Origin of the sequence: Terrisporobacter hibernicus (assembly GCF_020809405.1) — a bacterium.
GTDB classification, from domain to species: Bacteria; Bacillota; Clostridia; order Peptostreptococcales; family Peptostreptococcaceae; genus Terrisporobacter; species Terrisporobacter petrolearius.
The window spans coordinates 1,481,479-1,507,245 of the sequence record NZ_CP081135.1 but is presented as its reverse complement, the minus strand read 5'-3'; the positions used below and the strand labels follow the sequence as shown (position 1 = coordinate 1,507,245).

Annotated in this window: 21 protein-coding genes and 1 pseudogene; 20 read left to right on the top strand and 2 right to left on the bottom strand. The window is 31.2% G+C overall.

The window, feature by feature from the left end:
- Positions 1–15: 15 nt before the first annotated feature.
- The 14 genes and pseudogenes from gap to JW646_RS07170 all read left to right on the top strand — a co-directional run bounded on the left by gap (position 16) and on the right by JW646_RS07170 (position 15,534).
- Entirely contained in the window at positions 16–1,023 is a 1,008-nt protein-coding gene (gap, locus tag JW646_RS07235; RefSeq protein ID WP_018591752.1) for a type I glyceraldehyde-3-phosphate dehydrogenase, read from the top strand.
- 237 nt (positions 1,024–1,260) lie between these two features.
- Positions 1,261–2,463: a phosphoglycerate kinase gene (locus tag JW646_RS07230; RefSeq protein WP_228417091.1), complete on the top strand. Its 1,203-nt coding sequence runs from the start codon at positions 1,261–1,263 to the stop codon at positions 2,461–2,463.
- A 22-nt stretch (positions 2,464–2,485) separates the two neighbouring features.
- Positions 2,486–3,241, top strand: a complete 756-nt coding sequence (gene tpiA, locus JW646_RS07225; protein ID WP_228417089.1) for a triose-phosphate isomerase — start codon at positions 2,486–2,488, stop codon at positions 3,239–3,241.
- Between the two features lie 3 nt (positions 3,242–3,244).
- On the top strand, positions 3,245–4,774 hold the full coding sequence (gene gpmI / locus JW646_RS07220) for a 2,3-bisphosphoglycerate-independent phosphoglycerate mutase (RefSeq protein ID WP_228417087.1): 1,530 nt from the start codon (positions 3,245–3,247) through the stop codon (positions 4,772–4,774).
- Positions 4,775–5,033: 259 nt separating this feature from the next.
- Positions 5,034–6,326, top strand: coding sequence for a phosphopyruvate hydratase (gene eno, locus JW646_RS07215; RefSeq protein WP_018591748.1), 1,293 nt, complete (start codon positions 5,034–5,036; stop codon positions 6,324–6,326).
- 227 nt (positions 6,327–6,553) lie between these two features.
- A pseudogene (pyk, locus tag JW646_RS07210) lies at positions 6,554–7,975 on the top strand (pyruvate kinase); the annotation flags it as partial.
- Positions 7,976–8,199: 224 nt separating this feature from the next.
- On the top strand, positions 8,200–9,270 hold the full coding sequence (locus JW646_RS07205) for a LacI family DNA-binding transcriptional regulator (protein WP_228417085.1): 1,071 nt from the start codon (positions 8,200–8,202) through the stop codon (positions 9,268–9,270).
- Between the two features lie 601 nt (positions 9,271–9,871).
- A complete protein-coding gene (locus JW646_RS07200; RefSeq protein ID WP_228417083.1) occupies positions 9,872–11,017 on the top strand; it encodes an acyl-CoA dehydrogenase family protein in 1,146 nt (381 codons plus the stop codon).
- Between the two features lie 33 nt (positions 11,018–11,050).
- Positions 11,051–11,836 (top strand): electron transfer flavoprotein subunit beta/FixA family protein, encoded by a 786-nt coding sequence (locus JW646_RS07195; protein WP_074919521.1) that lies wholly within the window; start codon positions 11,051–11,053, stop codon positions 11,834–11,836.
- A 19-nt stretch (positions 11,837–11,855) separates the two neighbouring features.
- Positions 11,856–12,878, top strand: a complete 1,023-nt coding sequence (locus tag JW646_RS07190; RefSeq protein ID WP_148557102.1) for an electron transfer flavoprotein subunit alpha/FixB family protein — start codon at positions 11,856–11,858, stop codon at positions 12,876–12,878.
- A 136-nt stretch (positions 12,879–13,014) separates the two neighbouring features.
- Complete coding sequence (gene kal / locus JW646_RS07185; protein ID WP_018591742.1) at positions 13,015–13,419, top strand: 3-aminobutyryl-CoA ammonia lyase; 405 nt, start codon at positions 13,015–13,017, stop codon at positions 13,417–13,419.
- A 187-nt stretch (positions 13,420–13,606) separates the two neighbouring features.
- Positions 13,607–14,530: a peptide-methionine (S)-S-oxide reductase MsrA gene (msrA, locus tag JW646_RS07180; RefSeq protein ID WP_228417082.1), complete on the top strand. Its 924-nt coding sequence runs from the start codon at positions 13,607–13,609 to the stop codon at positions 14,528–14,530.
- A 92-nt stretch (positions 14,531–14,622) separates the two neighbouring features.
- Positions 14,623–14,856 (top strand): preprotein translocase subunit SecG, encoded by a 234-nt coding sequence (secG, locus tag JW646_RS07175; RefSeq protein ID WP_083399417.1) that lies wholly within the window; start codon positions 14,623–14,625, stop codon positions 14,854–14,856.
- Positions 14,857–15,162: 306 nt separating this feature from the next.
- On the top strand, positions 15,163–15,534 hold the full coding sequence (locus JW646_RS07170; RefSeq protein ID WP_074919517.1) for a PH domain-containing protein: 372 nt from the start codon (positions 15,163–15,165) through the stop codon (positions 15,532–15,534).
- 73 nt (positions 15,535–15,607) lie between these two features.
- Here JW646_RS07170 and JW646_RS07165 read toward each other — a convergent pair whose 3' ends face one another.
- Positions 15,608–16,546 carry an AEC family transporter gene (locus JW646_RS07165; RefSeq protein ID WP_148557106.1) on the bottom strand — a complete coding sequence of 313 codons (939 nt, stop codon included), beginning with the start codon at positions 16,544–16,546 and terminating at the stop codon, positions 15,608–15,610.
- A 220-nt stretch (positions 16,547–16,766) separates the two neighbouring features.
- On the opposite strand from JW646_RS07165, the gene rnr reads away from it, so the two are divergent.
- Both rnr and JW646_RS07155 read left to right on the top strand, forming a co-directional pair.
- A complete protein-coding gene (gene rnr, locus JW646_RS07160; protein ID WP_228417080.1) occupies positions 16,767–18,926 on the top strand; it encodes a ribonuclease R in 2,160 nt (719 codons plus the stop codon).
- A gap of 205 nt (positions 18,927–19,131) precedes the next feature.
- A complete protein-coding gene (locus tag JW646_RS07155) occupies positions 19,132–19,527 on the top strand; it encodes a hypothetical protein (RefSeq protein ID WP_228417078.1) in 396 nt (131 codons plus the stop codon).
- 99 nt (positions 19,528–19,626) lie between these two features.
- Here JW646_RS07155 and hcp read toward each other — a convergent pair whose 3' ends face one another.
- A complete protein-coding gene (hcp, locus tag JW646_RS07150) occupies positions 19,627–21,351 on the bottom strand; it encodes a hydroxylamine reductase (protein ID WP_228417076.1) in 1,725 nt (574 codons plus the stop codon).
- A 250-nt stretch (positions 21,352–21,601) separates the two neighbouring features.
- Between hcp and JW646_RS07145 the strand changes: the two genes are divergently transcribed.
- The 4 genes from JW646_RS07145 to JW646_RS07130 all read left to right on the top strand — a co-directional run bounded on the left by JW646_RS07145 (position 21,602) and on the right by JW646_RS07130 (position 25,757).
- The gene (locus tag JW646_RS07145) at positions 21,602–22,297 is read left to right on the top strand and encodes a M15 family metallopeptidase (RefSeq protein WP_228417074.1); all 696 of its coding nucleotides are present in this window, start codon (positions 21,602–21,604) and stop codon (positions 22,295–22,297) included.
- Positions 22,298–22,321: 24 nt separating this feature from the next.
- A complete protein-coding gene (locus tag JW646_RS07140) occupies positions 22,322–23,017 on the top strand; it encodes a response regulator transcription factor (protein WP_148557112.1) in 696 nt (231 codons plus the stop codon).
- Positions 23,007–24,131, top strand: coding sequence for a sensor histidine kinase (locus JW646_RS07135; RefSeq protein ID WP_228417072.1), 1,125 nt, complete (start codon positions 23,007–23,009; stop codon positions 24,129–24,131). Before JW646_RS07140 ends, JW646_RS07135 begins: the two co-directional genes overlap by 11 nt.
- A gap of 129 nt (positions 24,132–24,260) precedes the next feature.
- Positions 24,261–25,757, top strand: coding sequence for a protein adenylyltransferase SelO (locus JW646_RS07130; RefSeq protein WP_228417070.1), 1,497 nt, complete (start codon positions 24,261–24,263; stop codon positions 25,755–25,757).
- Positions 25,758–25,767: the final 10 nt, after the last annotated feature.

Sequence of the window (25,767 nt, the reverse complement as noted above, 5' to 3'; positions counted from 1 at the left end):
TAGGAGGTATATGAAATGGTTAAAGTAGCAATCAATGGATTTGGTAGAATAGGTAGATTAGCATTAAGAAAATTAATGGAGCAAACTGAGGAGTTTGAAGTTGTTGCAATAAACGACTTAACAGACGCTAAAACATTAGCTCATTTATTCAAATATGATACAGCTCAAGGTAGATTCAACGGTGAAATAGTTGTTGAAGATGGTGCTTTCGTAGTAAACGGACACAAAATAAAAGTTACAGCTGAAAGAAACCCAGCTGACTTACCATGGGCAGAACTTGGAGTAGATATAGTATTAGAGTGTACAGGATTCTTTACTTCTCAAGAAAAAGCTGGTCTTCACTTAGAAGCAGGAGCTAAAAAAGTTGTTGTATCTGCACCAGCAACTGGAGATGTTAAAACTGTAGTTTTCAACACTAACCAAGATATATTAGATGGATCTGAAACAGTTATATCAGGAGCTTCTTGTACAACTAACTGTTTAGCACCAATGGCTAAAACTTTAAATGACAAATTCGGTATAGAAAAAGGTCTTATGACTACTATACATGCATATACAAATGACCAAAATACTTTAGATGGCCCTCATCCAAAAGGTGACTTAAGAAGAGCTAGAGCTGCAGCAGGAAACATAGTTCCTAACACTACAGGAGCTGCAAAAGCTATAGGTTTAGTTATACCAGAATTAAAAGGTAAATTAGACGGAGCTGCTCAAAGAGTTCCAGTTGTAACTGGTTCATTAACTGAGTTAGTTTGCACATTAAAGAAAAACGTAACAGTTGAAGAAATAAATGCTGCAATGAAAGAAGCTGCTAACGAATCATTTGGATACACTGAAGAATACTTAGTATCTTCTGACATAATAGGAATAAGCTATGGTTCATTATTTGATGCAACTCAAACAAGAGTTATGGAAGTTGACGGAAAACAATTAGTTAAGACTGTTTCTTGGTACGACAATGAAATGTCTTATACTTCTCAATTAATAAGAACATTAGGATACTTTGCCAAATTAGCTAAATAGTATGACATAAAGTCCGGGTTTGTAGTTTTATGCTACGGGCTCCGGACTTTTTTAACAGTGAATAGTATAAAGATCGAGAATAAAGAGTAAAGAATAAATTTAATAATACAAAAATGATATACCAAAAGGGGAATAGTGTAACATAATGTATGCAAATATACACATATAGTATGTACAAATCAGTGGGGAAAGATATATAATAGATACGGAGTAATAATAACGAAAGGAGATTGTATTATGTCAATGTTAAACAAAAAAACAATCGAAGATATAAATGTAGACGGAAAAAAAGTATTAGTAAGATGTGATTTCAATGTTCCATTACAAGACGGAAAAATAACTGATGAAAATAGATTAAATGGAGCGCTTCCAACTATAAAATACTTAATAGAAAATGGAGCTAAAGTTATACTTTGCTCACATATGGGAAAACCAAAAGGAGAAGCTAAACCAGAATTATCTTTAGCACCTGTAGCTGATAGATTATCTGAAATGTTAGGTAAAGAAGTAGTATTTGCTGCAGATGACAATGTTGTTGGGGAAAAGGCAAGAGCGGCAGTAGAAAAAATGGAAAATGGTGATGTAGTATTACTACAAAACACTAGATATAGAAAAGAAGAAACTAAAAACGAAGAAAACTTCTCTAAAGAATTAGCTTCATTAGCTGAAATATTCGTAAATGATGCTTTTGGTACTGCTCACAGAGCTCACTGCTCAACAGTAGGTGCTGGAGAATTCTTAAATGAAAGAGCTTGTGGATACCTAATCCAAAAAGAATTAAAATTCTTAGGAGAAGCAGTAGCTACTCCTGTAAGACCTTTCACAGCTATACTTGGAGGATCAAAAGTATCTGACAAAATAGCAGTTATAAACCAATTATTAGACAAAGTTGATAACATAATAATCGGTGGAGGAATGGCTTATACATTCTTAAAAGCTCAGGGATACGAAATAGGAACTTCTTTATGTGAAGAAGACAAAGTAGACTACGCAAAAGAAATGTTAGAAAAAGCTAAAGAAAAAGGTGTTAACTTCTTATTACCAGTTGACTCAAGAGCAGCTGCTAAATTTGCTGCAGATGCAGAGGTTGTTGTAACAGAGGATCAAAACATACCTGCAGGTCACATGGGACTAGATATAGGACCTAAATCAGAAGCTAAATTCGTAGATGTTGTAAATAATTCTAAAACAATAGTATGGAATGGACCAATGGGAGTATTCGAATTTGAATCTTTCGCAAAAGGAACACTTGCAATAGCAAAAGCTATGGCAGAGCTAGAAGAGGCTACTACTGTAATAGGTGGTGGAGATAGTGCTGCAGCTGTTAACCAACTAGGATTCGGAGACAAAATGACTCACGTTTCAACTGGTGGTGGAGCATCATTAGAGTTCTTAGAAGGAAAAGAATTACCAGGAATAGTTGCTTTAGATAACAAATAATATTGAAGGTGGAGGAATAACCATGAGAAAACCTATTATTGCGGGAAACTGGAAAATGAACAAAACAATAGCTGAAGCTGTTGAATTTGTTAATGATATAAAGGGAAAATTAAATGATGAAAGTGTAGATGCTGTAATATGCGCTCCTTTCACTATGTTAAAAGACCTAAAAGAAGCTACAAAAGGTACTAATGTAAAAATTGGTGCTCAAAATATGCACTTTGCAGACAATGGAGCATTTACAGGAGAAGTATCTCCAGCAATGCTTAAAGAATTAGATATGGACTATGTTGTAATAGGCCACTCAGAAAGAAGAGAATACTTCAACGAAACTAATGAAACTTGCAACAAAAAAGTATTAAAAGCTTTAGAAGTTGGAATAGATCCAATACTTTGCTGTGGTGAAACATTAGAAGAAAGAGAAACTGATAAAACTAAAGACGTTGTAAAAACTCAAGTAGTTGCAGGTCTTGCTAATGTGAAAGCTGAAGATTTAGCTAAAGTTGTTGTAGCTTATGAGCCAATCTGGGCTATAGGAACTGGAAAAACTGCTACTGCAGAGCAAGCTAACGATGTTATAGCTTATATAAGAGAAGTAATAGCTTCTTTATATGGCGAATTAGCTAATGAAGTTAGAATACAATATGGTGGAAGTGTTAAACCAGGAAATGTAGTAGAAATAATGGGACAAAGCGACATAGACGGTGCATTAGTTGGTGGAGCTTCTTTACAACCAGCTGACTATATGGCACTTGTAAATTATCAAGGAGTGAAATAGTTAATGAAAAAACCAGTAGCTTTAATCATCATGGATGGATTTGGACACACTACTAAAGTAGAAGGTAGTGCTATAGACAAAGCTAACACACCTAACATAAAAAAATTAGTAGACGAGTATCCAAATACATTAATAAATGCTAGTGGTCTTGATGTTGGACTTCCAAACGGACAAATGGGTAACTCAGAAGTTGGGCATACTAACATTGGTGCAGGAAGAATAGTATATCAAGATTTAACTAGAATAACAAAATCAATAGAAGATGGCGATTTCTTTACAAACGAAGTATTATGCCAAGCTATGGAAAATGGAAAGCAAAAAGCATTACACATCATGGGATTATTATCTGATGGTGGAGTACATTCACATATAGATCACCTAAAAGCCTTATTAAAAATGGCTGATGATAAAGGTGTAAAAAAAGTTTATGTTCATGCATTTACTGATGGTAGAGATACAGATCCTCAAAGTGCTATACACTATGTAAGAGAAATAGAAGATTACATGGATGAGATAGAATGCGGTGAGTTTGCTACTGTAAACGGTAGATACTATGCAATGGACAGAGATAAAAGATGGGAAAGAGTTGAAAAAGCATACAATGCTATGACTTTAGGAGAAGGAGAAACTGCTTCTTCTGCAAGTGAGGCTGTTGCAAACTCTTACAAATCAGGAAATAATGATGAATTCATATTACCAACTGTTATAACTAAAAACAACGAACCAGTTGGGAAAATATGTGATGGAGATTCTGTTGTATTCTTCAACTTTAGACCTGATAGAGCTAGAGAAATAACTAGAGCTATAGTAAGTGACGAATTTAGCGGATTTGAAAAATCTCCTATAAAATGTTTCTTCGTATGCTTAACAGAATACGATATAACTATACCAAATGTTCACATAGCATTTTGTCCAGCATCATTAACGAACACTTTAGGTGAGTACTTAGCTAAAAACAAAAAGACTCAACTTAGAGCTGCTGAAACAGAAAAATATGCTCATGTTACATTCTTCTTCAACGGTGGTGTTGAACAACCAAATGAAGGGGAAGATAGATTATTAGTACCTTCTCCAAAGGTTGCAACTTATGATTTACAACCAGAAATGTCTGCACCAGAATTAGTTGAAAAAGTTATGGCAAAAATAGATGAAGATAAATACGACTTTATAGTAGTTAACTTCGCAAATCCTGATATGGTTGGTCATACAGGAGTTATGGAAGCCGCTATTAAAGCTGTTGAAACAGTGGATGATTGTGTTGGTAAATTAGTGGATAAGTTAAACTCAGTAGGTGGTAGCGCAATAATAACTGCAGACCATGGTAATGCTGAACTTATGATAGACTTAGAAACTAAAAAAGTTATAACAGCTCATTCAACAAATCCTGTTCCACTTATAGTAACAGGTGAAGAGTTCAAAAGCGCAAGATTATTAAGTGGTGGTAGACTATCAGATCTAGCTCCAACTATACTTGATATGATGCAATTAGAGAAACCAGAAGAAATGACTGGACACTCATTAATAAGTAAATAATTTTCAAAGATTAGGTGTTCATCACCTAATCTTGAGAATTTATATAATAATGAATTAACCTAATTTATTAAAAAATAAAAAAGATTATAAAAAGGTTGCTAATTTAGAAAAAAATTATATTTATAATAAAAATTTAAAATAATAATAAAGAAATTTATGAACTTACCCATCAATAAGTATAATAAATTTTAAATTAAGCATTTTAAATTTGAAATTGCAAGTTAGCAAATAAATTATTTAAATCGAAGGGAGAAATACCATGTCAGTAATAGAATCAGTATACGCAAGAGAAGTCCTAGACTCAAGAGGAAATCCAACTGTAGAAGTTGAAGTAGTTTTAGAATCAGGTGCAGAAGGTAGAGCTATAGTTCCATCTGGAGCATCTACAGGAGCTTTCGAAGCTGTTGAATTAAGAGACGGTGACAAAGGAAGATACTTAGGAAAAGGAACTCAAACTGCTGTTGATAACGTAAACAACATAATAGCTGAAGAATTAGAAGGAATGGAGTCAACTGATCAACCAGGTGTTGATGCATTATTAATAGAATTAGACGGAACTCACAACAAAGGTAAATTAGGAGCTAACGCTATACTTGGTGTATCTATGGCTGTTGCTAGAGCATCTGCTGAAGAATTAGGATTACCATTATTCCAATACATAGGTGGAGTAAACGCTAAGCAATTACCAGTTCCAATGATGAACATATTAAACGGTGGAGAACATGCTGATAACAACGTTGACGTTCAAGAATTCATGATATTACCAGTTGGTGCTCCTTCATTTAAAGAAGGTTTAAGAATGGGTGCAGAAGTATTCCATTCATTAAAGAAAGTTCTTGGAGAAAAGGGACTTGCTTGTGGTGTAGGTGACGAAGGTGGATTCGCTCCAAACTTAGGATCAAACAGAGAAGCATTAGAATTAATAGTTGATGCTATAGCTAAAGCTGGATACGAGCCAGGAAAAGACGTTATGTTAGGATTAGACGTAGCTGCTACAGAAATGTACAACAAAGAAACTAAAAAATATGTTTTAGCTGGAGAAGGAAAAGAATTAACAGCTGAGCAAATGGTTGAATTATACGAAGATTGGGCTAACAACTTCCCAATAATAACTATAGAAGACGGTCTTGACGAAGAAGATTGGGATGGATGGAAAGTTCTTACTGAAAGATTAGGAAACAAATTACAATTAGTTGGAGACGACTTATTCGTTACTAACACTGAAAGACTTGAAAGAGGTATAGAAGCTGGTGTTGCTAACTCTATACTAATAAAAGTTAACCAAATAGGTACTATAACTGAAACTTTAGATGCTATAGAAATGGCTAAAAGAGCTGGATACACTGCAGTAATATCTCATAGATCAGGAGAAACTGAAGATACTACTATAGCTGACTTAGCTGTAGCTGTAAATGCAGGACAAATAAAAACTGGTGCTCCATCAAGAACTGATAGAGTTGCTAAGTACAACCAATTATTAAGAATAGAAGAAATGGTTGGGGACTGCGCTAGATACTGTGGATTAAACTCTTTCTACAACTTAAAGAAATAGGTTATAAAATAAAGAGATTAATATAATTAAAAATCCTGGCCACTTGCGGTACTAATTACTGTATGGCTGGGATTTTTTTAACCTAATATAATAAAAAAGTTGCACATTGTATACAAATCATGTGTATAAGAGAATATATATGGGAAAACGTATTTTTATCGAAGGTGAATTGAAAATATAAGACAAAATGATAGATTGATGAAATCTATAAGATATGGAGAGGAACTATTATGAATAAGACAAAAAGAACTAAAATCGTTTGTACATTAGGACCAGCTAGTGAAACTGAGGAAATATTAAGAGATCTTATAAACAACGGATTAAATGTATGTAGAATGAACTTCTCTCATGGTTCTCATGAAGAGCATAAAGTGAGAATGGATTTAGTTAAAAAAGTTAGAGAAGAGTTAGGACAACCTACTGCCATACTTTTAGATACTAAAGGACCAGAAATAAGAACAGGAAACTTTGCAGACCCAGAAGTTCTTCTTGAAGAAGGGCAAACTTTCACAATAACAATGAAAGATGTTATGGGAAATAAAGAAATATGTACAGTAAGTTACAAAGGATTAGTTCATGATGTTAAACCAGGAAACACTATATTAATCGATGATGGTTTAGTAGGACTTACTGTTAAAGAAATAAAAGGTGATGATATAGTTTGTGAAGTACAAAACTCAGGAATAGTTAAAAATCACAAAGGTGTTAACGTACCAGGAGTTAAAGTAAATTTACCGGCTATAACTGAAAAAGATAGAAGTGATATAGAGTTTGGTATAGAACAAGGAATAGACTTCATAGCAGCATCTTTTGTAAGAAAGGTTTCTGATATTTTAGCAATAAGAGAAATATTAGAAGAAAAGAATGCAACTGATATAAAGATAATATCTAAAATAGAAAATCAAGAAGGTGTTGATAATCTAGATGAAATCATAGCCATATCTGACGGAATAATGGTAGCTAGAGGAGATCTAGGTGTGGAAATACCAACACAAGAGATACCAATTGTTCAAAAACTAATGATTAAAAAATGTAACGATGCAGGAAAGCCAGTTATAACAGCTACTCAAATGCTTGATTCTATGATAAGAAATCCAAGACCAACTAGAGCAGAAGTTACAGACGTTGCCAATGCTATCTACGATGGAACAGATGCAATAATGTTATCAGGAGAAACTGCAGCAGGTAAATATCCAGTAGAAGCAGTAAAAACAATGGCTCAAATAGCTAAAAGAACAGAAGAAAGTATAAACTATAATGAACTTTTAATGTGCAAAGCTAACAAAGCTAAAAATGTGGCAGATGCTATAAGTTATGCAACTTGTACAACTGCTATGAATTTAGACGCAAAAGCAATTCTTACTTCAACATCTTCTGGTCACACAGCTAGAATGGTATCTAAGTTCAGACCAGATTGCCAAATAGTTGCTACAACAAGTCATGATAGAGTTATGAGACAACTTTCATTATCTTGGGGTGTAATGCCATTAATAAGATCATCATCAAAAACTACAGATGAGGTTATAGAAAATGCTATAGTATCTGCTAAAAATGCTAAGTATATCAATAAAGAAGATTTAGTTGTTGTAACTGCTGGTGTTGCAAGAGGAGTAAGTGGAACAACTAACTTAATAAAAGTAGAAACAGTTTAATCAAAGAGATGCTAAAATCTATAAGTTGATAAATTTGTCTTAGATAAAAAAATTAATTAAATATATGAGAGCCTTAGAAATTTTTCTAAGGCTCTTTTTTTTCAGGGGGGTATCAAAATTGTGCATACCTTTAAAAGCTATGACTATGATAGATGTGGCAGGTAATAGGATTGGAGTTAGAATATATAAAAAATATTATTTATAAAAATAAAAGGAAATATATGAAAAATATAGAATGGAATATGAAAGTAAGAAGAAGATTATGTATGGAGGTTGTAAATATGGATATACGCCAAATTGCCCAAAAAGCTGGGGTTTCTGTTGCTACAGTATCTAGAGTACAAAATCATCCAGAAACAGTAGCGCCAGCTACACTAGAAAAAGTACAGGCTATTATTGAAGAATATCAATATACGCCTAATTGGTTTGCAAGGGGAATGAACTTAGGAAAAGGAGATACCATAGGTTTAATTGTTCCAGATATACTAAATCCAAGCTACATGGAGATAGTTAAAGGAATAGAAGAAATAGTATATAAACATGGATATATTACGCTTATGTGTAATGGAGATGGTGATTCAAAACAAGAAAGTGACTCTATTGATAATCTGTTAAAAAGAAGTGTAGACGGATTGATTGTACTTTCAACAGCTCTGGAAAAAGAAAAACTAATTTCCATTAGACAAAAAGGCATTCCTATAGTATCTATAGGGGAAAGTAATGCAGGTTCTGAAATAGATACAGTTAAAATAGACTATAGAGAAGCAACTCATAATGCTATAAAACATTTAGTTGGTATGGGGTATAGAAGTGTGGCAATTATTAACGGACCTATTAGTAAAATAGAAAACCAATTAAGGTTAAAAGGATATGAAGAAATACTAGAATCAGCTGGAATATCAATTGATAAAAAGTATATAATTTCATCTAAAATTTCTATGGAAAATGGATATATTCAGGCTAAAAAATTATTAAAATTAGATAAATTACCGCGAGCTATATTTGCTACAGATGATGTAATAGCAATGGGAGTTATGGCAGCCCTAAGGGATGAAGGAATAAGAGTACCAGAAGATATTGCAATTGTTGGATTTGATAATATTAATATTATCAAAATGATGGAATCTAAGCTTACTACAGTAGAAAATCCTTTATATAGGCAAGGTATAGAGGGTGCGAAGCTTTTATTGGAGCTTATCGAAAGTGGAAATACAAAAGAATGTGTTCCTAAAGAAATTTTATTAAAAACTAAACTTAAAATACGTAAATCCTGTGGATATAAAACTAAATAATATTTAGAATAAAACCTAGTACTTATGAATAAAATAAAATACATAGTCAAATATAACCCTCTACTTTACATGAAAACCCAATTAATAATATGCAAAATAATGCAAAATAACAGATATAAACATGAAAATATACATAAAAAAAAATACATATAATTAATTATTATTTAATATAAAAAAATAATACAAAATAGATTGACAATAATAAAACAGGTTACTATAATTAGAAATATAAATAAAGATTTTTAAAAAAATAAAATATTATAAATAAAACAAATATATATCTATAAAAATTCATAATACCAAATCTAAAAATACATAACTTTTAATATTCATTAAAAACACCCACAAAATAAAACCAAAACTATTAAAACAAAATAGAGTTACCATAATAAATTATCAAAATATATATTACTATATTGATTTATATGAAAGCATAGAAACTAATATTTTTAAAATGTAAACGGTTACATTAAGGATTTAATTTCTCACTTCTTTTCTTATAGAGAGTGTATCTTATGGAAGATTCACTGTAAACAACTTGGGAGTTGAGATTTAAATATAAATAAGTTAATAGAAAGATTGTTTATTAGGAGGAGTATCTATGGAGGGTTTTAAATTAACAAAAGAACAATTGCTACAAAAGGAATTGTTTTACAGATTTTCAGAGAATGAAATTAGACCAATAGCTAGAGATATGGACGAAGCAGAAGAGTATTCTCAAGAATTAATTAAAAAACTACAAAAAGCTGGTATGTTTGGAATTCCTTACTCTCGTGAGTATGGAGGACAAGGATCAGATGTTTTAACTTATGCACTATGCATGGAAGAAGTTTCAAAAATAGATGCAAGTACAGGGATAACAATATCTGTTCATACATCTCTGGCTTGTGCATGTATAAATGAATTTGGCTCAGAAGAGCAAAAACAAAAGCATTTAAGACCATTAGTTGATGGAAGTAAGATCGGGTGCTTTGGTCTTACAGAACCCAATGCAGGAACTGATGCATCTGGAGTTCAAACAGAAGCAGTTTTAGATGGAGATGAATATGTACTTAGTGGTTCAAAAATATTTACTACAAATTCTGGTTTTGCTGATACTTTTGTAATATTTGCCTTAACAGATAAATCTAAAGGACCTAAAGGAATGTCTGCATTTATAGTAGATAGAAATTCAAAAGGGCTTTCAATAGGAAAAAATATACCTCGTATGGGAATAAGAGCTGCTTCAAACTGTGAAGTTGCTATAGAAAATGTTCGTGTCCCTAAAGAGAATTTATTAGGTAAAGAAGGTCAAGGATACAAGATAGCTATGACTGCCCTTGGTGGAGGGCGTATAGGAATAGGTGCCCAAGCTGTTGGTATAGCTCAAGGATGTATAAATGAAACTGTAAAATATGTAAAAGAAAGAAAGCAATTTAATCAAAGAATATCACAATTCCAAAACACACAATTCAAACTTGCTGAATTACAAACAAAGGTTGATGCTGCAAGGTTAATGGTGTGGAGAGCTGCTGTGGCAAAAGATAATAAGGAAAATTATGCTCCTCTTGCTGCAATGTGTAAACTATATGCTTCAGGAGTAGCAAATGATGTAGCCAGAGATTGTGTTCAACTATTTGGAGGATACGGTTATTCTAGAGAATATCCAGTAGAGAGAGCTTTAAGAGATGCTAAGATAACAGAAATATACGAAGGTACATCAGAAGCTATGAAAATGATAATTTCTGGTTCAATGAAAATAAAATAAATAGCATATAGGGATAAAAGGGGGAGTTTTGCAATGAAAATTGTTGTATGTATAAAACAAGTTCCAGATACAACAGAAGTAAAATTAGATCAAAAAACAAATACTCTTATAAGAGATGGAGTTCCAAGTATAATAAATCCAGATGATAAGGCTGGTATAGAAACTGCATTAAGATTAAAAGAAAGTTTAGATGCAACAGTTACAGTTGTTTGTATGGGACCTCCACAAGCAGAAGTAGCATTAAGAGAAGCTTTGGCTATGGGATGTGATGATGCAGTATTATTATCAGATAGAAAATTTGGTGGATCTGATACCTTTGCAACAGCAACTATAATAGCTGCAGGACTTAAGTCCATAGATTATGACTTAATAATAACTGGTCGCCAAGCTATAGATGGGGATACAGCTCAAGTTGGACCTCAAATTGCTGAACAATTACAAATACCTCAAGTAACATATGCTGAAGAGGTAAAACAAGAAGAAGGAAAATTAATAATAAAAAGACAGTTTGAAGATAGATATCATATGATAAGAGTTTCAACTCCTTGTTTAATAACTACATTAGCTGAAACTACTAAACCTAGATATATGTCAGTTAGAGGAATAGTAGAAGCTCATGAAAAGCAAATAAAAGTCTTAGGATTTGAAGAGCTTAAAGAAAATTTCAATCCTGATAATATAGGATTAACAGGATCTCCAACTAATGTTTATAAATCTTTTACTAAGCCATCAAAACAACCGGGTGTAATAGTTAATAAATCAGCAGATGAAGCTGTTACAGCAATAATGGAAAAATTAGTAGAAAAGCACGTTTTATAAATAATAGGAGGAGAGTAATATGAGTAAAAATATTTATGTATTCATAGAACAAAGAGATGGAAAAATTCAAAAGGTTGGATATGAACTTATTGGAGAATCAACAAGACTGGCTAAGGATTTAGATCAAAAAGTAGTGGGAGTTTTATTAGGGCACAATATAGCTGATAAAGCTGAAATGATAATAAAGCATGGAGCAGATGAGGTAGTGGTAGTGGATAATCCTATATTAGAAGAATATAGTACAGAACCATATACAAAAGCTTTATCTAAAGTTATCAATGATTTAGAACCAGAAATAGTATTGTTTGGAGCTACTTCAATAGGAAGAGATCTTGCACCAAGAATTGCAGGTAGAGTTCATACAGGTCTAACAGCAGACTGTACATCTTTATCTATAGATGAAGAATCCAAGCTATTATTAATGACTCGCCCAGCTTTCGGTGGGAATATAATGGCTACTATAGTTTGCAAAAAACATAGACCACAAATGGCCACAATAAGACCAGGTGTTATGTCTACACTTGATATAGATATGGATAAAGAGGGAGAAATAAAATTATTTAATGTTGAATTTACAGATACAGATAGAAATGTAGAAATACTTGAAGTTGTAAAAGAAAATAAAAAAGCTACTGATATAACAGCAGCAAAAGTTTTAGTTTCTGGAGGTCGTGGAATAGGTGGACCAGAAGGATTCAATATACTTAGAGAAGTTGCTAGTGAGTTAGGTGGGGAAGTGTCTTCTTCTAGAGCGTGTGTTGATGCTGGTTGGATAGAGTCTAGTAGACAAGTAGGACAAACAGGCAAAACTGTAAGACCAAACTTATATCTAGCTTGTGGTATATCTGGAGCAATACAACACGTTGCAGGTATGGAAGAATCTGATTGTATAATATCTATAAATAAAAATGATACGTCTGCAATATTTAATACATCAGATTTAGGAGTTGTAGGAGATTTAAAAGTTATACTACCTAAATTACTAAATGCAATCAAAGAGTACAAAAATAAGGATAAAGAAACTGTAGATAGTTTGGTATAACTTACAATACGCATTTATATAATTAAGGATTATTAAATTGGTTTATTAGAGTAAATAAGTTAAAAAGTACATATTTCTCTTAAAAAAACTAAGTAATAATAAATAAATAATATAAAAAATTAAGGGGGACTTTGAAATGGAAAAAATAACATCAACAATAAGATTAAGAATGGCTGCTCATGATGCACATTATGGCGGAAACTTAGTAGATGGGGCTAGAATGGTTCAATTATTTGGGGATATAGCAACAGAAATAATGATAAAATGTGATGGCGATGAAGGCTTATTTAGAGCATACGATAATGTAGAATTTTTAGCTCCAGTATATGCAGGAGATTTTATAGAAGCTTATGGTGAGTTAGAAAAATGCGGTAATACTTCAAGAATAATGAAAATGGAAGCTAGAAAAGTAATAGCTCCTAGAAGTGATATTAGTGATTCAGCTGCAGATTTCTTAGAAGAGAGCGTAGTAGTTGCTAGAGCTCATGCAACTTGCGTAGTAAAAAAAGAATGTCAAAGAAGAACTGTAGAAAACGCATAATTAATTAAACGAATATAAATTGTATAATAAGCTCATATTGATAAAGTTGCACTTAATCAATATGAGCTTATTTTTTAACTAATTTTATTAATATATAAATAAAATATAAATGAAAATTTGTAGATTACATCAAACTATTTAGGGAATAAAAATAATAAAGATAGATTCACAGGGAAGGAGAATTGTTATGAAAAAGTTAGCAACATTTGCAGGAGGATGTTTTTGGTGTATGGTAAAACCTTTTGATGAATATGAAGGTGTAGAATCTGTAATTTCAGGTTATACTGGTGGATATACGCAAAATCCTACTTACGAAGATGTATGCACTGACTTAACAGGACATATTGAAGCTATACAAATTACATTTGATGATGAAATAATAAGCTATAAAGAACTATTAGATATATATTGGAGTGTTATAGATCCTACTCAAGTGGGAGGACAATTTGCTGATAGGGGACATCATTACAAGACAGTGATTTTTTATCATGATGAAAGTCAAAGAGAAGAAGCAGAAAAATCTAAGGAGGAATTAGGACAAAGTGGATTATACAACAAGCCAATAGCAACAGAAATTAGAAAAGCAGAAACTTTTTATGAAGCAGAAGATTATCATCAATATTATTACAAGAAAAACCCAGAGCATTATAATAGATACTACCAAGGCTCAGGAAGAGCAAAACATATTAAGAAAATATGGGCAAAGAAAAATCTTACACCACTTCAATATGAAGTAACTCAAAATTCTGCCACAGAACCACCTTTTGACAATGAATATCACAATAATTTTGAAGAAGGAGTTTATGTGGATATTATAAGTGGAGAACCTTTATTTACATCTAAGGATAAGTTTGAGTCAGGTTGTGGATGGCCAAGTTTTGCAAAACCACTGGGAAAAGGAATACTAAGTTTTTATGAAGATTATTCTCACAACATGGAAAGAATAGAAGTTAAGGGAAATAAAAGTGGAGCTCATATGGGACACGTATTTGAAGATGGACCAGAAGAAATGGGAGGACTTAGATTTTGCATTAATTCTGCATCTTTAAGATTTATTCCAAAAGAAAAAATGAAAGAAGAAGGATATGAACAATATTTGAAATACTTATAGATAAATGCCAAGTCTATTCGTTGTAAAATACACCATATTATGATAAACTAAAGGTTGAATATTTATTAATATCATAAATAGGAGGTTACATTATGATAAATAATGTATTAATGGGGATACAACTTGTTTTAGCCGTATTCTTAATGTTAGTTATCATGCCACAAGAGGGCAAAGATAACTTTAAATCAGATTTTAGCGGTTCAGAAGAAGGCTCACAAGCTTACTTCAAACCAAAAGGAAAACAAGCATTTCTTTTAAAATCAACTAAGATAGTATCAGTACTATTTTTCATAAATGCATTAGCATTATTAATAGTAAACAAATAATATTAAATAAATGGCCAAATTTAATATTCAGAAAGTTAAAGATTAAATTTAATTTTTAAATGAAGAAGATGATTATGCAAAAGCATAGTCATTTTTGCATGTTAGGTAATTATAGTTGAATTTACGATGTTGATAAGATCTGGAATTAAGTTATATAAACTCATTTAGAAAATGCAAAAATGTATTATTGAGCAACGGAGTTGCCTGAAGCGGTAGCGAAGGCATCTCGTTGGCGATATGAGCGAAGCGAATTTTTTGTTATAATATTAATATAATACTAAATTTATAATAAAAAGGGAGAATATCATGGCTGATATAGATAATATTTTTGAATGGGTATTTATTTCAAAATGTAGAATACCAGAAGATATAGTAGATGTGCTAGCACCAGGGGAAGTGGCAGTTACAGCCTACAGAACTTTAAGGGACAGTGCAACATTTACAGACAAAAGAATAATAATAAGAGATGTTCAAGGGTTAACAGGCAAGAAAGTTGAGATTTATTCTATACCATATTCATCAATAAATATGTGGTCAACAGAGACAGCAGGATTGTTGTTTGATTTAACTGCAGAAGTAGAGGTTTGGACAAAAGCAGGTCATATAAAAATAACATTACAAAAAGGTGTAGATGTGAGAGAATTTGATAGACTTATTGCTCACTGTGTTTTAAGATAGATAATTTTTAAGCTGATAAATTATTTTAATTTATCAGCTTTTTTAGTAAGTAAAAACATATACTTATATTGAACTAAATCAAAGCCAGCTCTTTTAAAATAAAAATCCAGCAAAAAACTGTTACAATGGAAAATGCAGAAGTAAATACAACTATCTGGCTAGCTAAGTCACTGTCACCATCCATTTGAATTGCCATTTGAAAACTAGATATGGCAGTAGGCGAGGCAAACATAATCATAAGAGATAGAAGGGATACTCCTCTAAATCCACAGTAATAGGAAATTAAAATAAAAATAAGTGGAGTAATAATTAGCTTTCCTATAACAACTATGATTGTTTCTCTTAAATATTTCTTTATATTAGAGAAAGAAAAAGATGCACCAAGTAATGTTAAAGACAAAGGTGTTGCCATTTTTGATATATCTTTAATAGTGCTTACAATAAATACTGGAAGTTTAATATTAAGAATCAACAATAATAAGCCTAAAAAAGCACCTATAATAAGAGGGTTTGTAACTATACCACGAATAATTTTTTTTATATTAATACTTCCTCCACGAAAAGTTTCTAAGCAAACAACAGCTAAGAAGTTAAACAAAGGAACTATAACTCCTATTAGAAGGGCAGTTGTTCCTACTTTTCCTTCCCCAACTAAGGAAGTAGCAACGGGAATTCCAAATAGTACGAAGTTACTACGAAATATACCCTGAATCATAACACCTCTTTTGCTGTTATCTTTTTCAATTATGGGTATAAATAAAAATAAAACTCCAAATAAAACTATAATAGATATGGCAGCAAAGATCATTAATTTAGGATCAAAAACACTACCTAAGTCCGTTGTATAAATATTATAAAATAATAAAGTTGGCAAAAATACTTTAAATGTAGCATTGTTCATTACCTTTACTGAATTCTTATCAAGTATTTTTATGTATTTAAGAAAATAACCAAGTGCCATTACTAAACACAATGGTGCTACCACATTAAAGGATAAAATTAGATTTTTCACATATGTCACTCCTTTTTTCTAGAATAATAAAAGTATAAAGAAAGAGTAATAAAAAAGCAAACATTACAAAAATTAGACAAACTAGAAAATTTTAGATAAAATGAGTAGACGGCAAATTTTTATAGAGTTATTTTAATTAAAAAACATAACAAATTTAATATGGAATTAATAATAGAAATATAATAAAAATGGATATAATAAATATAATAGGAGGGATTATATGACAGATAAATTAAAAGAATCATTACTAGGCCTAATTAGTGATAACCATTACAATCCTCTTAAAAAGGAAGAATTAGCGCTGATTTTTAATATACACCCAGCAGAAATGCCAATGTTCTATAACTTTTTAGATGAATTAGAAGAAGACGGTTACATAGTTAGAACAAAAAAAGGAAGAATCATGTCTCCAAATCAAATGGGACTATTTGTGGGGAAATTTGTTTCTCACAGAAAAGGTTTCGGATTTGTTGAGTCTGACGAAGAATTTAAACAAGATTTATTTATTCCAAAAGACGATATAAATGGAGCACTTCACAATGATAGAGTTATGGCAGAGGTTGTAACACCTGCTACAGATGACAGAAGAGCTGAAGGAAAAGTTATTAAAATAATAAAAAGAGAAGTAACTAGAGTTGTTGGTTTATTCCAAGAAAACAAGAGCTTTGGTTTTGTTGTGCCTGATGACAAGAAATTTAACCAAGATATATTTATACCAAAGAGAGTTTTCTCTGGAGCAAAAAATGACGACAAAGTAGTTTGTGAAATTACAGTTTGGCCACAAGAAAACAGAAAGCCAGAAGGTAAAATAATAGAAGTACTTGGTCAAAAGGGTGAAATAGGAGTAGAAATTGACTCAATAATTAGAGCTCATGGACTTCCAGAAGAATTCCCTAAAAAAGTCATAGAAGAAGCTAACTATGTGGCTGACCAAGATCTAGGCGATGAAATGGGAAGAAGAGTTGACTTGAGAGATCTTAACATATTCACAATAGATGGTGAAGATGCTAAAGACTTAGATGATGCTATTTCTATAGAAGTATTGCCAAATGGTAACTACAAACTAGGAGTACATATTGCCGATGTTACTCACTATGTAAAAGAAAAGAATAAGTTAGACAAAGAAGCTTTAAAAAGAGCAACATCTGTTTACTTAGTAGATAAAGTAATACCAATGTTACCAAAACAATTATCAAACGGTGTTTGTTCACTAAATCCATTTGAAGATAAGTTAACTTTATCTTGTATAATGGAAATTGATAGTCATGGTAAAGTTGTTAATTCTGAAATTGCTGAAACAGTTATTAACTCAAAAGCTAGAATGACTTACACAGAAGTATCAGACATACTAGAAAAAGACGATGAAAAATTAAAGAAAACATTCGCTGCTCAAGTGGATGATTTTATAAAAGCTGAAAAATTAGCTAGAATTTTAATGGAAAGAAGAAGAATAAGAGGAGCAATAGACTTTGATTTCCCAGAAGCCAAAATAATATTAAATGGTAATGGTGAAGTTGCTGATATAAAACACTACGAAAGAAGAATATCAAACAAAATGATAGAAGAGTTCATGCTTATAGCTAACGAAACTGTGGCAGAGCATTTCTATTGGTTACAGCTACCTTTTGTTTATAGAATTCATGAGACTCCATCAGCAGAAAAGATGGAAGACCTTAAGAAGTTTATAGCCACATTTGGATACACTATAAAAGGTGACTTAGAAAATGTTCACCCAAAAGAAATCCAAGGAATAGTGGAAAAAATAAAAGGAACTAAGGAAGAAGAATCTATAAGTACAATAGCTCTACGTTCTATGAAACAAGCCAAATATTCACCACAATGCGTAGGTCACTTTGGGCTGGCAGCAAAATACTACTGTCACTTTACTTCTCCAATAAGAAGATACCCAGACTTACAAATTCATAGAATAATAAAAGAGCAATTAAACAATAAAATTAATAATAAGAGACAAGAACAACTAGCTCATATAGTTGAATATGCATCTACTCAATCCTCAGAAAGAGAAAGAGCTGCAGAACTTGCTGAAAGAGATGTTCACGACTACTACAAAGCATGCTATATGGCTGACAAAGTTGGTCAAGAATTTGACGGTACTGTATCAAGTGTAACTTCATTTGGTATGTTTATAGAATTAGAAAATACAGTAGAGGGTCTTATAAGACTTGCTAATATGAGAGATGATTATTATATTTATAATCAAGAAACTTACACAATAATGGGTGAGAGAACTCACAAAACATTTAAGATTGGTGATACTGTAAGAATAAAAGTTGACAATGTAAATGTGGACTTTAGAGAAATAGATTTTGCACTTGTATCTAAGCTAGAAGAAAGCCATATTGAAGAAGATTTAAAATAAGAATAAATAAAAAAGAGAGGATTATATCCTCTCTTTTTTATTTAAGTCACCTATTAACTTTTAATTGTTAAGTTTGTAGAATTATGTATTAATAATTTAAAATAAAGTAAGGTTATTTAACCTCAATGTAACACATTTCGCGAAATATTAAGTTACAATTATCTTAAGATATTTCAAAATTAAAAATAATTGGAGTGTTGTTGTTATGCTTAAGGTTATTAATTCTATTGGGAGTAATATTAAAACTAGTGATGGAAAAAGTGCAAGTAGGTGTAATAAAGCAGCAGGAGCAGAAAAGGTCTATGAAAGAAAAGAGTATATTATTTTAAAGGTTAAAAAAGGCTACATAGTATATAACACAAAAAAAGTATTTGAAAATGGTCATACCCATCTTCAAAGTTTTGAAATGTCAAAGACGATTATTGACAATAGTATAAGAAAGAAAAGACCAAAAACTAATAATATTTATTTAATAGAAAGTCATATTCGTGTTACTAATGACAGTAAGTATAAGCAAACATTAGAAGAGTTAGTAGAAGCTAAAAAAGATAAAACTAAAGACAACAAATATCATAATAGAAGTTATTTTAATGCTTGTTAAATAAAAAAAGAACCACCAATGGAAAACCCATTGGTGGTTCTTATCTCTATACTGAAGGGGGTATAGAAAAGGGGAGTATTTTATAATTTTATTGGGGTTTTATTGCTCTAAAAACATTTTTAAATCATCTTCAACATTTGTTATTCCACCAATTCCAAAGTTTTCAACTAAAACATTAGTAACATTTGGTGATAAGAAAGCTGGTAGAGTTGGTCCTAGGTGTATATTTTTTACTCCTAAGTATAGTAATGATAACAATACTATTACAGCTTTTTGCTCATACCAAGCTATGTTGAAAGCTATTGGCAATTCATTTATATCTTGTAATTTAAATACTTCTTTTAATTTTAAGGCTATTAAAGCTAATGAGTAAGAGTCGTTACATTGACCAGCATCTAAAACTCTTGGTATTCCATTTATGTCTCCAAGATTTAATTTATTGTATTTGTATTTTGCACAACCTGCTGTTAATATTACAGTATCCTTTGGTAAAGCTTTTGCAAAATCAGTGTAATAATTTCTTGATTTGGCTCTTCCGTCACATCCTGCCATTACGAAGAATTTCTTGATTGCTCCAGATTTAACAGCATCTACTACAGCATCAGCTAAAGCAAATACTTGATTATGAGCAAATCCTCCTACTATTTCTCCTCTTTCTATTTCTGTTGGAGGAGCACACTTTTTAGCTTGCTCTATTATTTGAGAGAAGTCTTTGTTGTCTTCACTTTCTCCTTTTATATGCTTAACTCCTACAAAACCTGCTGCACCCGTAGTGTATATTCTATCTTTGTAGCTATCTTTTGGTGGTACTATACAGTTTGTAGTCATTAATATTGGTCCATTGAAAGATTCAAATTCTTCTTTTTGCTTCCACCAAGCATTTCCGTAATTTCCTGCAAAGTGAGAATATTTTTTAAATGCTGGATAGTAGTGAGCTGGCAACATTTCAGAGTGAGTATAAACATCTACACCAGAACCCTCTGTTTGCTTTAATAATAATTCTAAGTCTTTTAGATCATGTCCAGATACAAGTATACCTGGATTATTTCTTACACCTATATTAACTTTAGTTATTTCTGGGTGTCCGTAAGTTCCAGTATTTGCACTATCTAAAAGTGCCATTCCATCAACACCAACTTTACCAGTTTCTAAAGTTAAAGCTATTAACTCATCAATAGTTAAACTATCATCTAAAGTTTTTGCTAACGTACTTTGCATAAATGCATTTACTTCTTCATTGTCATACCCTAATGCATTTGCATGTTTCATATATGCTGACAGACCTTTTAATCCATAGATTATAAGTTCTCTTAAACTTCTTATATCTTCATCCTTAGTTGCAAGTACTCCAACTTTAGTTGATTTTTCATCTAATACTGTGTCTATATTAGTTACTTTTTTTCCACTTCCAAGAACTGCATATTTTATTTTACTTAATAAATTTACCTTAGTTTCTATTTCAGCATTTGAACTTGCATTCCATAATGCTGCTTCTGATAAATTATTTTTGTTTTTTAAATTAGATAATAAAGATTCTTTAGTAATTAAAGTTTCCTTAACTCTTTCATAGAATATTGCATCATCAAAGTTAGCATTTGTTATTGTAGTAAATAAGTTTATAGTTATTAAGTGATTAACCTCTCCGCTTACTTTTTTACCTTCCGATCTAAGTCTTGTTGTTACTTCTGATAATCCTTTTGTTGTATATATTAATAAATCCTGCATTCTTGATAAATCAGGTGATTTACCACATACTCCAAATTTTGTACATCCTGTGCATCCTGCCGTTTCTTGACATTGGAAACAAAACATTTTATTTTCCATTTGTACATCTCCTTTTAAATGTGTATTTTATTTACCCTTTTAAGATAAAACATAATCATTTTTACTATTTCTTAATTAATATAATCAAATTATATCTGAAATATTTTATAAATGATGTAACATATGTTACGAACATATAAATATTTAATTTTTTTGTATATGAATGTAAATCTTAACAAAAGTTAAGAATTACTTATTAGGGCCTTAATATTTGTTTTTTATTATGTAATAGAAAAGGAGATGATATATTATGAAATTAAAAAACAAATTAGTAGGAATTATAGCTATTTTAGGAATAGCAATATTTGTAGGAGGAATTAATCCTTTAGCAGGATTATCAAATCACAAGAATTCTTACATAAGTGAAAATAGTGCAAATGCAAGTACAAAGAATAGTAAATATCTTATGTTAGTTAATAAGAAAAAGCCATTAAATCTTGATTATGAGCCGGAAAATTTAGTTAAACCAAATGTGAAATTTCTAAGTAGTACTAGTGAAGAATCTAGACAAATGGATGAAACTGCAGCAAAAGCTTTGGAGGAATTATTCCAAGGAGCTAAAGAAGAAAATATAACTCTTTTAGGATCTTCAGCATATAGATCATACAAAAGTCAGGTTAGGGTTCTTAATGATGAGATTAGCTCAAAGGGTGTAAACTATGCTAATAAATATGTGGCTAAGCCAGGCAAAAGTGAACACCAAAGTGGATTAGCAATAGATGTAACAAATGAGGCCAGATGTTTTGACAAAACAAGTCCAGAAGCACAGTGGTTAGCAAATAATGCTCACAGGTTTGGTTTTATATTACGTTATTTAGAAGGAAAAGAAAATATTACAGGATATAATTATGAGCCATGGCATATTAGATATGTGGGTAAAGATGCAGCAAAAGAGATTCACGAAAGAAACATTACTTTAGAGGAGTATTTGAATCATATGGTATAATAAGGTAAATGTAAGGAGGGAGTTATGGCTAGTAAAATTCTTGTAGTAGATGATGAAAAAGAAATTAGAAATTTAATTGAAATATATTTGAAAAATGAAGGTTACACTGTAATAAAAGCCAGTAATGGAGAGGAAGCTCTTAAAGTATTGGAAAAAGAAGAAATACAACTTATGATACTAGATATAATGATGCCAAAAATGGATGGAATGGAAGTATGCAGAAGAGTTAGAGAACATTTAAATATTCCTATCCCTATTCTTATGCTTAGTGCTAAGTCTGAGGATATGGACAAGATTGCAGGTATTATGACTGGTGCAGACGATTATTTAACAAAACCTTTTAATCCATTGGAACTATCAGTTAGAGTGAAGGCACTTCTTAGAAGAGCTTATTATTTCAATAACATGAACAAAGAAGACCATATTATAAATATTGAAACTTTGACTATAGATAAAAACAATAGAACAGTTAAAGTTGGAGATACTGAAATACCATTTACAGCTAGAGAGTTCGACATTTTATATTTACTAGGTAGTAATAGGGGAAGAGTTTATAGCTCAGAAGAAATATTTACTAAGGTGTGGAAAGAAGATTACTTTGGTTCAAACAATACTGTTATGGTTCACATGAGTAGAATAAGAGAAAAGTTGGAAAAATATATAGAAGGAAATAAAATAATTCAAACTGTATGGGGAGTTGGTTATAAAATTGAAAAATAAAAGAAGAATTTTTAAATATATAATAATCAGTGCATTAGAATTAGCCATAAGTGCAATATTGAGTTTAGCTGTTTTTGTCACATTATATAAAGTTATTTATAATTTATATATTAATTATCAAACTCCAATATTAAATGTAGTAATTAAAGCTTTGTTTAGATTGAACGATAATTTTTTTGCAGGAAATATATACGCCATTATAGCAATTTTAATTTTCCTTTTAATATATTCTCTTATTACTTATAAAAAGTTTAAAAATGTATCCTTACTTGTGGATAATGTGGAAGAAATGTCAAAAGGAAATTTGGACAAGAAGATTGAATTAAAATCAAGAGGAGATATTAATCAAGTAGCACAAAATATTAACAGTATAGTTGAACAGTTGAAAGATATAACTGTGGAAGAAAGAAAAGCACAACAAACTAAGACAGACTTGATTACAAATGTTTCTCACGATTTAAGAACACCTTTAACTTCAGTTATAGGATATTTAAATCTTATTGAAGAGGGAAGATACAAAGATGAAGTGGAGCTTATGTACTACGTGGATATAGCTTACGAAAAGTCTTTAAACTTAAACATACTTATTAATGATTTGTTTGAACTTACTAAAATGCAAAATCGAGTTGTTAATTTTAACAAGGTTGAGTTGAATTTAGTAGAGCTAATAGGGCAGTTAATTTCTCAGCTTGAAATACAATTTAGACAAGAAAATATGAATTGTAGAATAGACTTTTCTGTGGACAAACTTATAATAAATGCTGACCCAATTAAGCTAGTAAGAGCTTTTGAAAATCTTATTACAAATGCCATGAGATATGGAAGTGATGGGCATTATGTGGATATAAAAGTAATTACAGAAGGAGAAATGGCAGTAGTACAGGTAATAAATTACGGAGAGCCTATTCCATTAGTAGATTTACCTCATATATTTGATAGATTTTATAGAGTAGAAAAATCAAGAAATACATTCCAAGGTGGCTCAGGTTTAGGTCTTGCTATTACAAAAAATATTATAGAAGCCCATGATGGAAGTATTTGTGCTATTAGTAATAATGAAAGTACGACTTTTGAAGTTAAAATACCATATATAGATGAAGATAAAACTCTCTAAGTAAACAGAATAATCTGTGTCTTGGAGAGTTTTTTATTTTGTTTAGGGTATAAATAATTTATAACAAATTACACAATCTATGAGAAGTAAGGTTTTACATAGAAAATATAAATGAAAAGAGGTGGAAGAATGGTACAGGAAAATAAAAATAATAATATGGGTTGGAATTTTGATAATAGTTATAAAAATTTACCCAAGTCTTTTTATAGTGAAATAGATTTAAATCCAGTGAGAAAACCACAGCTAGTTGTTTTTAATGAGCATTTAGCAGAAGAATTAAGATTGAATGCACAATCATTGAAAAGTGAAGAAGGTTTACAAGTTTTAGCTGGAAATAAAAAAGTTGAAGGCGGTGCATATATTGCACAGGCTTATAGTGGTCATCAGTTTGGTAATTTCACAATGTTAGGTGACGGAAGAGCAGTACTAATTGGTGAACAAAAACTAGAAAACAAAACTTCAGTGACAGGTTTTGATTCAAATAGATATGATATCCAGTTAAAAGGAAGTGGAAAAACACCCTATTCTCGTGGTGGTGATGGAAGAGCAGTGCTTGGGCCAATGCTTCGTGAATATATAATTAGTGAAGCTATGTATAATCTTAAAATACCAACAACTCGTAGCTTATCAGTAGTAAAAACAGGAGAAAAAGTTTATAGAGAGTATGTGAAGGAAGGAGCCATACTTACTAGAGTTGCAACAAGTCATCTTAGATTTGGTACTTTTGAATATGCTTTTAATTACTTGGGAAAAGAAGAAGTGAAAAAACTAGCTGACTATGCAATAGATAGACATTATCCCTATGTGAAAAATGACGAAAATAAATATTTAAGTTTTCTAAAAGAAGTAATAAAAGCCCATGCTAAGTTAACTGCAAAATGGCTATGTATTGGTTTTATTCATGGAGTAATGAATACGGACAATATGACTATTAGTGGAGAGACTATTGATTATGGACCTTGTGCATTTATGGATGTTTATAATCCAGACACTGTATTTAGTTCTATTGATTTTCATGGAAGATATGCTTACAAAAACCAGCCAAACATGGCATCTTGGAATATTTGTAGATTTGCAGAAACACTGTTACCTTTAATAAGTGAAGATGCAGACACTGGCATAGATTTGGCACAAAAGGCTATATTTGAGTTTTCTGATTTGCATTTTGAACATTGGTTCTCACAAATGAGAACCAAGCTAGGATTATTTAATGAAGAAGCTATGGATAAGGCTATAATAGAAGATTTATTGACTATGATGGAAAAACACAAAGAAGATTATACAAACACTTTCGTATCATTAACTTATAGAAAAAACATGAATAGAGGAATGTTCCTTACAGCTGAATTTACAAACTGGTATAAAAATTGGCAAGAAAGATTGGAAAGACAAGAAGAGTCTATAGAGGAAGCTTATGAGCTTATGAAAGAGTCAAATCCAGTAGTTATACCAAGAAATCACAGAGTGGAAGAAGCACTAGATGCAGCAGATAATGGTGATTTTACAGTAATGAAGGATTTACTTATTGTTCTTAGTAATCCTTATGAATACAAATTAGAGTGTGAAAAATACTTTGATTTACCACAACCTTCAGATTTACCTTACAGAACCTATTGTGGAACATAAGAATAACCCT

Bases quoted from the DNA above. Each gene is read 5' to 3' on its own strand.
- gap (WP_018591752.1), top strand. From the start codon at position 16: ATGGTTAAAGTAGCAATCAATGGATTTGGTAGAATAGGTAGATTAGCA.
- JW646_RS07230 (WP_228417091.1), top strand. From the start codon at position 1,261: ATGTCAATGTTAAACAAAAAAACAATCGAAGATATAAATGTAGACGGA.
- tpiA (WP_228417089.1), top strand. From the start codon at position 2,486: ATGAGAAAACCTATTATTGCGGGAAACTGGAAAATGAACAAAACAATA.
- gpmI (WP_228417087.1), top strand. From the start codon at position 3,245: ATGAAAAAACCAGTAGCTTTAATCATCATGGATGGATTTGGACACACT.
- eno (WP_018591748.1), top strand. From the start codon at position 5,034: ATGTCAGTAATAGAATCAGTATACGCAAGAGAAGTCCTAGACTCAAGA.
- JW646_RS07205 (WP_228417085.1), top strand. From the start codon at position 8,200: ATGAAAAATATAGAATGGAATATGAAAGTAAGAAGAAGATTATGTATG.
- JW646_RS07200 (WP_228417083.1), top strand. From the start codon at position 9,872: ATGGAGGGTTTTAAATTAACAAAAGAACAATTGCTACAAAAGGAATTG.
- JW646_RS07195 (WP_074919521.1), top strand. From the start codon at position 11,051: ATGAAAATTGTTGTATGTATAAAACAAGTTCCAGATACAACAGAAGTA.
- JW646_RS07190 (WP_148557102.1), top strand. From the start codon at position 11,856: ATGAGTAAAAATATTTATGTATTCATAGAACAAAGAGATGGAAAAATT.
- kal (WP_018591742.1), top strand. From the start codon at position 13,015: ATGGAAAAAATAACATCAACAATAAGATTAAGAATGGCTGCTCATGAT.
- msrA (WP_228417082.1), top strand. From the start codon at position 13,607: ATGAAAAAGTTAGCAACATTTGCAGGAGGATGTTTTTGGTGTATGGTA.
- secG (WP_083399417.1), top strand. From the start codon at position 14,623: ATGATAAATAATGTATTAATGGGGATACAACTTGTTTTAGCCGTATTC.
- JW646_RS07170 (WP_074919517.1), top strand. From the start codon at position 15,163: ATGGCTGATATAGATAATATTTTTGAATGGGTATTTATTTCAAAATGT.
- rnr (WP_228417080.1), top strand. From the start codon at position 16,767: ATGACAGATAAATTAAAAGAATCATTACTAGGCCTAATTAGTGATAAC.
- JW646_RS07155 (WP_228417078.1), top strand. From the start codon at position 19,132: ATGCTTAAGGTTATTAATTCTATTGGGAGTAATATTAAAACTAGTGAT.
- hcp (WP_228417076.1), bottom strand. From the start codon at position 21,351: ATGGAAAATAAAATGTTTTGTTTCCAATGTCAAGAAACGGCAGGATGC.
- JW646_RS07145 (WP_228417074.1), top strand. From the start codon at position 21,602: ATGAAATTAAAAAACAAATTAGTAGGAATTATAGCTATTTTAGGAATA.
- JW646_RS07140 (WP_148557112.1), top strand. From the start codon at position 22,322: ATGGCTAGTAAAATTCTTGTAGTAGATGATGAAAAAGAAATTAGAAAT.
- JW646_RS07130 (WP_228417070.1), top strand. From the start codon at position 24,261: ATGGTACAGGAAAATAAAAATAATAATATGGGTTGGAATTTTGATAAT.